At 75.3% G+C, this 11502-nt stretch carries 9 protein-coding genes; 5 read left to right on the top strand and 4 right to left on the bottom strand.

Features of this window, described 5'->3' with window-relative positions:
• Positions 1 to 1415, top strand: a 1415-nt coding sequence (locus ACFRMQ_RS29535) for a PTS transporter subunit EIIC (RefSeq protein ID WP_380733721.1), incomplete at its 5' end; no start/stop codon positions are given.
• Between the two features lie 130 nt (positions 1416 to 1545).
• Here ACFRMQ_RS29535 and ACFRMQ_RS29530 read toward each other — a convergent pair.
• Together ACFRMQ_RS29530 and hcp are read right to left on the bottom strand one after the other, a co-directional pair.
• Positions 1546 to 2634: an FAD-binding oxidoreductase gene (locus ACFRMQ_RS29530; RefSeq protein ID WP_380733720.1), complete on the bottom strand. Its 1089-nt coding sequence runs from the start codon at positions 2632 to 2634 to the stop codon at positions 1546 to 1548.
• Positions 2631 to 4301 carry a hydroxylamine reductase gene (gene hcp / locus ACFRMQ_RS29525; RefSeq protein WP_380733719.1) on the bottom strand — a complete coding sequence of 557 codons (1671 nt, stop codon included), beginning with the start codon at positions 4299 to 4301 and terminating at the stop codon, positions 2631 to 2633. Before hcp ends, ACFRMQ_RS29530 begins: the two co-directional genes overlap by 4 nt.
• A gap of 549 nt (positions 4302 to 4850) precedes the next feature.
• On the opposite strand from hcp, the gene ACFRMQ_RS29520 reads away from it, so the two are divergent.
• On the top strand, positions 4851 to 5747 hold the full coding sequence (locus tag ACFRMQ_RS29520) for a SigB/SigF/SigG family RNA polymerase sigma factor (RefSeq protein ID WP_380733718.1): 897 nt from the start codon (positions 4851 to 4853) through the stop codon (positions 5745 to 5747).
• Positions 5748 to 5923: 176 nt separating this feature from the next.
• Positions 5924 to 6856 carry a DUF5133 domain-containing protein gene (locus ACFRMQ_RS29515; protein WP_380733717.1) on the top strand — a complete coding sequence of 311 codons (933 nt, stop codon included), beginning with the start codon at positions 5924 to 5926 and terminating at the stop codon, positions 6854 to 6856.
• A 138-nt stretch (positions 6857 to 6994) separates the two neighbouring features.
• Here ACFRMQ_RS29515 and ACFRMQ_RS29510 read toward each other — a convergent pair whose 3' ends face one another.
• A complete protein-coding gene (locus tag ACFRMQ_RS29510) occupies positions 6995 to 8668 on the bottom strand; it encodes an FAD-binding dehydrogenase (protein ID WP_380733716.1) in 1674 nt (557 codons plus the stop codon).
• A 96-nt stretch (positions 8669 to 8764) separates the two neighbouring features.
• On the opposite strand from ACFRMQ_RS29510, the gene ACFRMQ_RS29505 reads away from it, so the two are divergent.
• Complete coding sequence (locus ACFRMQ_RS29505) at positions 8765 to 9721, top strand: formylglycine-generating enzyme family protein (protein WP_380733715.1); 957 nt, start codon at positions 8765 to 8767, stop codon at positions 9719 to 9721.
• A 465-nt stretch (positions 9722 to 10186) separates the two neighbouring features.
• On the top strand, positions 10187 to 11152 hold the full coding sequence (trpS, locus tag ACFRMQ_RS29500; protein ID WP_380733714.1) for a tryptophan--tRNA ligase: 966 nt from the start codon (positions 10187 to 10189) through the stop codon (positions 11150 to 11152).
• Between the two features lie 162 nt (positions 11153 to 11314).
• On the opposite strand, the gene ACFRMQ_RS29495 is transcribed toward trpS, so the two are convergent.
• On the bottom strand, positions 11315 to 11502 hold a 188-nt coding region (locus ACFRMQ_RS29495; protein ID WP_380733713.1), incomplete at its 5' end, for an ATP-binding protein.

Below are 11502 nucleotides of genomic sequence, written 5' to 3'. Positions count from 1 at the left end.
CGGACCGCGCCCTGGTCGACACCGAGGCGCTGCGGGCGCTGCCGGCGGTCCTGGGCACGGTCGAGGACGACACCTACCAGATCGTCCTCGGCCCCGCCGCCGTCGCCGGGGTCACCGCGCGGCTGCGGCGGCTCCTGGACGGTGCCGGGGCGGCGGACGAGGTCGGTGGTGCCGGCGCCGGTGCCGGGGTGGAGGGCGAGGCGGCCGGGGTGGCGGGCGAGACCGGGAGCGCCCCCACCGCCGAACAGCTCGCCGGGCACGGCGAACGCATCCGGGCACGGGCCCGGGCGCGCAACGCGACCCCGGTGAAGCTGGCGCTGCGCCGGATCGCCGACATCTTCGTCCCGCTGATCCCCGCCCTGATCGGGTGCGGGATCGTGGCCGGCCTCGCCGGGGCCCTCGCCAACCTCGGCTGGGCGCCGGCGCTGGTCACCGCGCTCGGGCCGGTCTCCTCGGGATTCATGTCCCTGCTCGCCGTCTTCGTCGGCTACAACACGGCCAAGGAGTTCGGCGGCACCCCCGTCCTCGGCGGGGCGGTGGCCGGCGTGATCGTCTACGCGGGGGTCGCCAAGGTCGAGGCCTTCGGCCACCACCTCACCCCCGGACAGGGCGGTGTGATCGGGGCGCTCGGCGCCGCGCTGCTGGCCGTCCACCTGGAGCGCTGGACCCGGCGGTTGGTGCCCGACGCCCTGGACGTGCTGGTCACCCCCACGGTCACGGTCCTGCTCGGCGGGCTGGCCGCCCTGTTCGGCCTGATGTTCGTCGCCGGGGAGGTCTCCACCGCCATCGGCCACGCCGCCACCTGGCTGCTCGCCCATGGCGGCCTGCTCGCCGGGCTGGTGCTCGGCGGCCTCTTCCTCCCGCTGGTGATGCTCGGGCTCCACCAGGCGCTGATCCCGATCCACACCACCCTGATCCAGCAGCAGGGCTCCACCGTCCTGCTGCCGATCCTCGCCATGGCCGGCGCCGGCCAGGTCGGCTGCGCCGCGGCCGTCTACCTGCGGCTGCGCCACAACGCCTCGATCCGGGCCACCATCCGCTCCGCCCTCCCGGCCGGACTGCTCGGCGTCGGCGAGCCCCTGGTGTACGGCGTCACCCTGCCGCTGGGGCGCCCGTTCGTCACGGCCTGCGTCGGCGGCGCTGCCGGGGGCGCCTTCATCGGGGTCGCCGGTCAGCTCGGCGGCGCCGTGGGCTCCACCGCCATCGGGCCGTCCGGCTGGGCCCTCTTCCCGCTGCTGGCCGGCCCGCACGGGCTGCTCGGGAGCGCCGCCGTCTACGGCGGCGGCCTGCTGACCGGCTACGTGGCGGGCTTCCTGGCGACGTACTTCTTCGGCTTCACCCGCGAGACCCTCGCCGAGTACAACGCCCCGGCGCTCGCGTCCGCGTCCGTGGGCGGGAGCGGGAGCGCGGAGTAGCGCGGGCCGCGCGTCGGGGGAGGGGACTCGGGGGCGGCCGAGTCCGTCGCGCTGTCCGCGCGTCAGGGCTGTGGGCCGCCGCCGAGGTGTTCGGCGGCGGCCCGGGGCGGCCCGGGGCGGCCCATCGCGCTCACGTCGCGAGGAAGCGCTCCCGGTGGATCTGCTCGGGCGGAACTCCGGCCGTGGTGGCGGCCCGGAGGACCGCGTCGACCATGGGCGGCGGTCCGCAGACGTACAGGTCCGGTGCGGTGCCCGCGAGTTCGGGCAGGGCGGCGGCCAGCGGTTCCGCCGGGGTGCCGGTCGGGCCGGACCAGCCGGGGCCGGGCCGCCAGACGCGGACCTCGTACCGGAAGCCGGGCAACTCGGCGGCCACCGCGGCGAGTTCGTCCAGGCCGAAGACGTCCTGCGACTCGTTGACGCCGAGGAACAGCCGGGCGGGCTGCGGCTCCTGCCACTCGGCCATCCGGCGGACCATCGCGAGGAGCGGGGCCAGTCCGGTGCCGCCGGCCACGAACCAGCGTGGGCGCAGGCCGGTCTCGTGAAGCCCGAAGGCGCCCTGCGGGCCGTGCACGGTGAGCCGGTCGCCCGGACGGGCCCGGTGGGCGAGGTACGAGGAGAAGTGCCCGCCCTCCCGCAGCCGGACGTAGAACTCCAGCCGGCCCTCCCAGTTGCCGGTGTTGGCGGGGGAGTACGCGCGCTTCACCTCACTGCCGGGCAGCCGGAGCTCCATGAACTGGCCCGGGTCGAACTGGCAGTCCGGGTCGTCGAGGCGCAGCTCCAGCCGTACGGTCTCCGGGGCGAGCGGCTCCACCGCGGTGACGGTGGCTTCGCGGACCGGGACGCCCCCGTACAGGATGCGGGAGCGCTCGTACGGCAGCGCGGCCGTGAGCGGCCCGCGGGGGAAGGTGCGGCAGAGCAGCACCCCGTCGCGCTCGCGATCCCGCGCGGGCAGGGCCTGTTCGCTGTGCGGGCCGAGTTCGTACGCTCCGCCGGTGACGGAGGCGTGGCAGGAGCCGCAGGTGCCCTGGCGGCAGGAGGCGGGCAGGGCGGCGCCGGCCTCCGCCGCGGCCTCCAGGACGCTGAGCCCAGGGGCGCAGTCGAACGTGAGGAGGCCGCCGTCGCTGGTGGTGAGGGTGACCGGGTGCGGGCCGGCCGCACCCGGGTTGCTTTCCGGGGCCGGGCGCGAGCCGGCCGCGTTCGGGGCCTCCGTAGGGCTCACGAGGCCGACCGTTCGAGCGCCGCTGCCAGGTCGGCGGCCGGGTCGCCGATCAGCCGCAGGTCGAAGCGCTTCACCAGTTCGTCGACCAGGGAGGGGGTCAGGAAGCCGGGCAGCGAGGGGCCGAGGTGGATGCTGCGGATGCCCAGCGCGAGCAGGGTGAGCAGCACCGCGACGGCCTTCTGCTCCGTCCAGGACAGCGCCAGGGTGAGCGGCAGGTCGTTGACCTCGCACTCGAAGGCGTCGGCCAGCGCGGTGGCGATGCGGATGGCGGAGTAGGTGTCGTTGCACTGGCCGAGGTCCAGCAGCCGGGGGAGTCCGGCGATCTCGCCGAAGTCGTGCCGGTTGAAGCGGTACTTGGCGCAGCCGAGGGTGAGCACCACGCTGTCCCGGGGCGCGCCGAGGGCGAAGTCGGTGTAGTAGTCGCGCCCGGGGGTGGGGCCGTCGCAGCCGCCGATCAGGAAGAAGTGCCGGATGGCGCCCCGCTGGACCGCGCCGACCACCTGGTCGGCGACGGCGAGCACGGCGTCGCGGCCGAAGCCGACGGTGACGGCCTCCTCCTCGGTGGCGGTCTCCGGGAAGCCCGGCAGGGCGTGGGCGGCCTGGATCAGCGGGCGGAAGTCGTGGTCGGCGAGGTGCCGGACGCCGGGCCAGCCGACCGGCCCGGCGGTGAAGATCCGGCGCCGGTAGCTGACGTGCGGCTCGATGACGCAGTTGGAGGTCATCAGGATCGGGCCGGGGAAGGCCGCGAACTCCTGCTGCTGGTCCTGCCAGGCGCCGCCGTAGTTGCCCGCCAGGTGCGGGTGGGCCTTGAGCAGCGGGTAGGCGTGGGCGGGGAGCATCTCGCCGTGGGTGTAGACGTTGATGCCCTGGTCCCGGGTCTGCGCCAGCAGGGCCTCCAGGTCCCGCAGGTCGTGGCCGCTGACCAGGATCGCCTTGCCCGCGACCGGGGTGGTGCGCACGGCGGTGGGCCGCTGGGCGCCGTAGGTGCCGGTGTTGGCGGCGTCGAGCAGTTCGATCGCCGCGAGGTTCAGCCGGCCGAGGCCGACGGCGCGCTCCAGCAGCTCGGCCGGGTCGGTCGGATCGCCGGCCAGGTAGGCGAAGGCGTCCTCGACGCCGCCGAGCACCTCGGCACTGCGGCGGCCGAGCACGTCGGCGTGGTGGGCGTACGCGCAGATGCCCTTGAGCGCGTAGAGGTGGAGGGAGCGGAGGCCGACCACCTCCGGTCCCACCAGCGGGAGTCCGATGTCCACCCGGACGCCCGGTGCCTGGGCGACGAGTGCGGCCGGGGCGGCGTCGGGCGACCAGGAGGCCGGTCCGGTGAGGGTCTCCGGTTCCTGGCCGGCGGCGCGCGCGGCCCGCTCGTAGCGGTCCCGGGCGCGGTCGCGGACGCCCATGGCCAGCTGGATCAGCGCGGCGAAGCGGGTGGGGTTGAAGTTGACGTTGGTGAGCGTGGTGAAGACGGCGTAGAGGACGAAGGCGGCGGCCTCGTCGTCCGGGTCGCCGAGGGCGCGGGCCTTCGCGGCGTACTGGGAGATGCCCTTGACCGCGTGGATCAGCAGGTCCTGGAGGTCCGACGTGGGGGAATCCTTGCCGCAGTTGCCGAGCGGACCGGCGCAGCCGGGGGTGGCACCGGTGCGGTCGGTCTGTTCGCACTGGAAGCAGAACATGCGGGTCCTCCGGGGACTCGGGGTGTCGTTCGGCCGGGGCGAGCGGGAAGGGCCTCGGCGAGTCCAGGATGGGGCGGGTGTTGACGGGGCATCAGGGCCGGAGGGCCCCAATCCGGGGCCGGGAGACCCAGTCGGCGCGGGGCGGTGGGGCCGTCGAGGTCGTCGGGGTCGTCGGGGTCGTCGGGGTCGTCGGGGTCGTCACGCAGGGTGTGCGGTGCCGCCGTGGAGGCAGCCGTGCGCCTTCGCCTCCGCCTCGTCCGACTCCCCGCCGAGCTCTCCGGCTCCGGGCGCGCGGGTATCCGGGCATCCGGGAATCCGGACAAAACCGTAAAAAGCGGATGAAACATGAGTTCGACGCCGGGTGTCGGGTAGAACAACCCATGCGGCGGCCGCGAGTCGTCCGGCCGCTCGGGCACCCCACCGGGTGTCACCGGGACCGCGCTCGATCGAACAAGCCGGGTACAGGCCCCGCGGGAGGAAACCCCCGACGCGCGGGCCGCCTGCTCGCACGGGTCCAGGGCGTTCACCCCGATGCCCAGGGGAGGTCCAGTGCCCATCCGTCCGGAAACCGTCCGCCGTGACCCCGTCGTGCCGGCCGACCTGCCGCTCAGGCCCACGGCCGCCGAACTGCGGGCCATGGGGAAGTCCGAGGCCCGGGGACTGAGCGACGCGCTGTTCGACCGGCTGGCCGGGCTGGCCCGCGAGACCCATGGCTACAGCTACGTGCGCGGCACGATCATCGAGCTCAACATGCCGCTGGTGCGGTTCATCGCCTCCCGCTTCCGCCACCGCGCGGAGGACATGGAGGACATCCTCCAGGTCGGCACGATCGGCCTGATCAAGGCCGTGGACGGCTACGACCCACGGCGCGGCGTCGAGTTCGTCACCTACGCGATCCCGACCATCACCGGAGAGATCAAGCGGTTCTTCCGCGACACCTCCTGGCCGGTCCGGGTCCCGCGCGGCATGCAGGAGCTCTACCTGGCCGTCGCCCGCGGCTCGGACCGCCTGGAGCAGGAACTCGGCCGGCCGCCCCGGCCCGAGGAGATCGCCGAGGACCTGCACCTCACCGTCGAGCAGGCCGCCGAGGGACTGATGGCGGGCCGCGTCTACCGCTCCAGCTCCCTGGACGCGCTGCGCGACCAGGATGCCGAGGAGAGCGGCAGCGCCCTGCTCGACCGCCTCGGCGGCTGCGACCCCGGCATCGAACTCGCCGACTTCCGCACCGCCGTGCGCCCGCTGCTGGCCCAACTGCCCGAGCGCGAGCAGACCGTCCTCAAACTGCGGTTCTGGGACGGCTGCACCCAGTCCCGGATCGCCGAACGCGTCGGCGTCTCCCAGATGCACGTCTCCCGGCTGCTCGGCGCCACCCTCGCCTGGCTGCGCGAGTGCCTTGAGGACCGGGACGCCCCCGGCTGGGCCGACGGACCGGCGGCGGCCGGATGACTTCCCCTCCCCGGCGGGGCGGTGCCGACACCCGTGGCGGACACCCGTGGCGGACACCCGTGGCGGACGGCCGTGGCGGACGGCCGGTCCCGGACGTCCCGACCGGCTTCCCCGGCCGGGGGTGCGGTGCCCGAGGGTGATCGGACGCATACTGTCCGGAAACCCCGGAGGTCATCATGCCCATGGTGGATGTCGCGGCCCTCGGCCGACTGGTCGCGGAGTACGAGGCGCTGTCCCCGTCGCGCTCGCCGGAGGCCCGGCAGCGGCTGCGCGACGTCTGCTACACGATCGGCATCTACACCGGGGAGGCCGACGCGGTCCGCGCGGTCGCCCGGGCCCGCGCGCTGCTGGAGCGCCAGGCGCCGGCGGGAACCGGCGGGCCGGCGGACGGCTCCCCGTCCGCCGACCGGGCCCACGCGGCGCTGCTGACCGAGCTCGGCGAACTCGCGGCCCGGGAGCACCGGTCCGGCTCCACCCCGACGCTGCACGACGTGGTGCAGCTGACCAGGGTCGCGGTCCCCGACTGCGTGGGCGCCGCGGTGAGCACCTGGCACGACGACGGCTCGGTGGAGACCTTCGCGGCCAGCTCCTCGTACCTGCTGGCCCTGGAACGCGCGCAGGGCGAGGCGGGGGCGGGCCCGCTGCCCAGGGTGCGCCGCCAGGGCGAGGGGCAGGTCGTGGTCCGGCTGGACCCGGGCCGCCCCGGCCGGTTCGCCGACCGGGCGCGGCGCTGCGGTGTGCGGGCCGTGGCCAGCGCGCACCTGCGGACCCACCCGCACGGCTGCACCGCCCTCAGCGCGTACCTGCGCACCCCGGTGGAGCCGGGCACCCCGGCGCTCGGCCTGGTCGAGGCGCTCGCCCTCCAGGCCTCGGCCGCGCTGGACCGCTTCGCGCTGGCCAGGGCGGTGGCCGACCTGCTCGACCGCCGGCACGCCACCGGCCTGGCCATCGGCATCACCGCGGAGCGCTTCGGCGTGCCCCCGCACACCGCGCTGAACCTGCTCGTCCGGGCCGCCCACAAGCTGGGCACGGACCTCGACACGGTGGCGCGCGGGCTCGCCGCCGACGGCTGGTCGCCGGCCACCGGCGGTGAGCGGAGCGGTTCGTAGTGTCTCGTGGCCGACGGCCGCGCCCTTGGGCCGGGGATCGCCGGTGGGGTGCCCGGCCGTTCAGCGGGTCGGCAGGGTCGGCAGGGTCGGTGGGTCAGCCAGGTCGGCCAGGTCAGCCGGGTCAGCGGGTCGGCCGGGTCAGCCCACCTGGCGGGCGGCGGCGCGGCCGGCCTGGCGGCCGCTGAAGAGGCAGCCGCCGAGGAAGGTGCCCTCAAGGGCGTTGTAGCCGTGCACCCCGCCGCCGCCGAAGCCCGCGACCTCGCCGGCCGCGTAGAGGCCCTCGACGGGGTCGCCGTCCTGGCCTAGGGCACGGGAGTCCAGGTCGGTCTGGATGCCGCCGAGCGTCTTGCGGGTGAGGACGTGGAGCTTCACGCCGATGAGCGGCCCGTGGGCGGGGTCGAGGAAACGGTGCGGCGCGGCGGCGCGGCCGAGCCGGTCGCCCAGGTAGCGGCGGGCGTTGCGGATGCCCTGGACCTGCGAGTCCTTGCTGAAGGGGTTGGCGATCTGCAGGTCGCGGGCCTCGATCTGGCGGCGGAGGGCCACCGGGTCGAGCAGGGGTTCGGTGGTCAGCCGGTTCATCCCGGCGACGAGGTCGTCGAGGGTGCGGGCGACGACGAAGTCCGCGCCGTTGCGCTTGAAGGCCTCGACCGGCGCGGGTGCCCCGTTGCCGAGCAGGCGGCTGCGCAGGACGGCGGCGCGGTCCTTGCCGGTGATGTCGGGGTTCTGCTCGGAGCCGGAGAGCGCGAACTCCTTCTCGATGATCTTCTGGGTGAGGATGAACCAGGAGTGGTCGTACCCGGCTATGTCCTCGGTGGTGCGCAGGTGGCGCAGGGTGGCCAGGGTGTCGTAGCCGGGCAGGCACGGGTCCGGCAGCCGTCGGCCCAGGGCGTCGAACCACAGCGGGGACGGACCGGGCAGCACCCGGATGCCGTGGCCGGGCCAGACCGGGTCCCAGTTGTGCAGGCCCTCGGTGTAGTGCCACATGCGGTCGCGGTTCACCAGCCGGGCGCCCGCGTCCGCGCTGATGTCGAGCATCCGGCCGTCCACGTAGGCCGGGACGCCGGTGACCATGTGCGCGGGCGGCGTGCCCAGTCGGCTGGGCCAGTGGCGCCGCACCAGGTCGTGGTCGGCGCCGATGCCGCCGGTGGTGACGACGACGGCCTGGGCGGTGAGTTCGAACTCGCCGGTGACGTCGCGGTTGGTGGCGGCGCCGCGCGGGGAGTCGTCGGCGGCCAGCAGCGCGCCGCGGACGCCCCGGACGGCGCCGCCGGTGACGAGCAGTTCGTCCACCCGGTGGCGGTGGTGGAAGGAGAGCCGGCCGGCCGCGGCGGCCCGGTGGGCGCTGCGGACGAAGGGGTGCAGCACGCCGGGCCCGGTGCCCCAGGCCACGTGGAAGCGGGGCACGGAGTTGCCGTGCCCGTCCGCGCGCAGGCCGCCGCGCTCGGCCCAGCCCACGGTCGGCAGGAAGGTGACGCCGTGGCCGGCGAGCCAGCCGCGCTTCTCGCCGGCGGCGAAGTCCACGTAGGCCCGGGCCCAGCGCTCCGCCCAGGAGTCCTCGTCGTCGAGCCGGTCGAACCCCGCGCTGCCGCGCCAGTCGTTCCAGGCCAGCTCGGCGGAGTCCTTGACGCCCAGTCGGCGCTGCTCGGGCGAGTCGACCAGGAACAGGCCGCCGAACGACCAGAACGCCTGGCCGCCCAGGTCGGCGGGCCCCTCCTGGTCGACGAGGGCCACCCGGCGCCCCCGGGAGGTCAGTTCGTGTGCGGCGACGAGGCCGGCGAGGCCGGCTCCGACGACGATGACATCGGTGTCCATGGGGCGCCGTCCCTTGGCCGGGGGTCGTGGGGCTATGTACGTTAGAACATGAGTTCCGGAGGCGATAGGCCCTGGCCGGCGCGGGAGGACCCGAGCATGACCGACCCCACCGCACCCGCTCGCTGCTGCGTGCCGTCCGGGGGAGGGGCGCCGGCCGCGGTCGCGCTGCCGCTCCCCTCGCCGCGCCGGCCCGGCGCCGAGGACGACGGGATGGTGTCGCTGCCCGGCGGTGAGTTCCTGATGGGCACCGACGACGCCGAGGGGTTCCCCGGCGACGGGGAGGGCCCGGTGCGCCCGGTGCGGCTGGACCCGTTCCGGATCGGCTCCCGCGCCGTCACCAACGACCGGTTCGCCGCGTTCGTCGCCGACACCGGCTACCGCACCGACGCCGAACGCATCGGCTGGTCCTACGTCTTCGCCTCCTTCCTGCCCGCCGCGCTGCGCCGCGGCGCCCCGCGCCCCGAGCGGACCCCGTGGTGGTGCGGGGTGCCGGGCGCCGCCTGGGACCGCCCCGAGGGCCCGGGCAGCGAGCTCGGGGAGCGGGGCGACCACCCGGTGGTCCACGTGTCCTGGAACGACGCCGCGGCGTACGCTTCCTGGGCGGGCAAGCGGCTGCCCACCGAGGCGGAGTGGGAGTACGCGGCGCGCGGCGGCGTGGAGCAGGCCCGCTACCCCTGGGGCGACGAGCTGGACCCGGCGGGGGAGTACCGCTGCAACATCTGGCGCGGCACCTTCCCCGCCCGGAACACCGCGGCCGACGGCTTCCGGGGCACCGCCCCCGTCGACGCCTTCGAGCCCAACGGCTTCGGGCTGTACAACGTGTCCGGCAACGTCTGGGAGTGGTGCGCCGACTGGTGGACCACCGACCACCCGGCCGGGCGTCCGCTGGTCAACCCGGCCGGCCCGGCCGCCGGGACCGACAAGGTCATCCGCGGCGGGTCCCACATGTGCCACAAGTCCTACTGCAACCGCTACCGGGTCGCCGCCCGCACCGCGAACAGCCCGGACAGCTCCAGCGGGCACGCCGGCTTCCGCCTGGCCGCGGACGCGTGAAGACCCGGCCGGGAGGGTCCTCTCATCCGCCCGGCAGGGGGTGAACCCGTCCGCCGTGCGCTCCCGGGAACACAGGTGCCGTCCATGCTCACCGGGGCCCGCCCGGAGGCGAGGCTCGGCCGCTGAGCCGCGGCCCGCGCGGTGGACCGGGCCACCGGCCGAGGCGGTCGCCGGACTCCCGCGGACCGGGACCGTGCGGACCCTGCCGCACTCCCGGGCGCCACGGGGAGCACCACCCGCGCGACCATGACGGCCCGGACCCCGGCGGGTTCGGCCCCGGCGGTCGTCACGGGCACTCCGCCGGGGCGGCGTGTATGGTCGTACCCATGAAGCGCGTGGAACGACAGTGGTGGGCCGCCTGAGGCGGCCCCCTCCTCGCGTTCACGCGCATTCGGCCGCCCGTCATGTGGGCGGCCGCGGCTTGGTCCACTCGGGCGGCTCCGCTACCAGCAGAGAGACGGACCAGTGACCAGACTTTCGGGCATCACGCCCTCGGGCGAAGCGCATCTCGGCAACTACCTCGGGGCCGTCAGCCGTTGGGCGGCCCACTCGCGGCCGGATGACCTGTACTTCGTGAGCAACATGCACGCCATGACGATCGATCACGACCCGGAAAGGCTCCGGGATCTGACGGATCATCAGCTGGCGGTGCTGGTGGCCGCCGGGGTTCCCGGGGACCGGCTCTTCGTGCAGTCGGACCTCATCCGCGAGCACATGGCCCTCGCCTGGCTCCTGGAGTGCACCTGTACGTTCGGCGAGGCCAGCCGGATGATCCAGTTCAAGGAGAAGTCCCGGGGCAGCGCGTCCGTGCGGCTCGGCCTGCTGACCTACCCGGTGCTGATGGCCGCGGACATCCTGCTGCACGGCACCGCGCAGGTGCCCGTCGGGGAGGACCAGAGCCAGCACGTCGAACTGGCCCGCACGCTGGCCCGCCGCTTCAACACCGACTACGGCGAGGTGTTCGTGGTCCCCGAAGCCGTGCTCCCCGAAGCCGGGGCGCGGGTACGGGACTTGAGCGACCCGTCGCGGAAGATGTCCAAGTCGAGCTCCGAGGCGCACGGCATCGTCTTCGTCCTGGACGAGCCCGAGGTGATCCGCCGCAAGTTCGCGCGCGCGGTGACCGACGGCCGCGACGAGGTGCGCTACGACGCCGTCGAACAGCCGGGCGTCGCCAACCTGCTCGACATCCTGGCGGTGTGCCGGGGGACGACGGCGGAGGAGGCGGCCCGGGGGATCGGCGGCTACCGCGATCTGAAGGAGGCGGTCGGCACGGCCGTCATCGACACCCTCGGCCCGGTCCGCGAGCGCGCGCTCGCGCTCCTGGAGGACAGGTTTGAACTCACCCGGATCCGCCAGGAGGGCGCCGAGCGGGCGCGCGAGCGGTCCGAGCGCCGGCTGACCGAGGCCATCGCCCTGGCCGGCCTGGCCTGAACGTTCCGCCTCGGGGCGAGCCCGGGGGAGCGCGGTGGTCCCGGCTGCCGTGCTCCCCGGCCGGAGCGTCGCGAGGCTCCCGGCGTCCGAGGCCGGGGCGTGCGCTCCGCCGCCCGGTACGGCGGGACGGGGTTCGGGCGGGCCGGGTTCCGGCGGGCCGGGTCAGACGGGCTTCCTCTCGACCCGGTGTGCCCGTGGCGCCGACGGCCCCGGCGCCCGGCGGTCGGTCGGCGGGCGCGGTGGCAGCGTCATCCGGAGCAGCGAGCCGCCCGGCGGCTCGGAGACCACGGTGAGCGTGCCGCCGTGGCCCTCGACGACGGCGCGCGCGATCGCGAGGCCGAGCCCGGTGC

Source organism: Kitasatospora sp. NPDC056783 (assembly GCF_042789895.1).
GTDB lineage: Bacteria > Actinomycetota > Actinomycetes > Streptomycetales > Streptomycetaceae > Kitasatospora.
The sequence above is the reverse complement of the archived record's forward strand: the minus strand, read 5'-3'. Positions and strand labels throughout refer to the sequence as shown.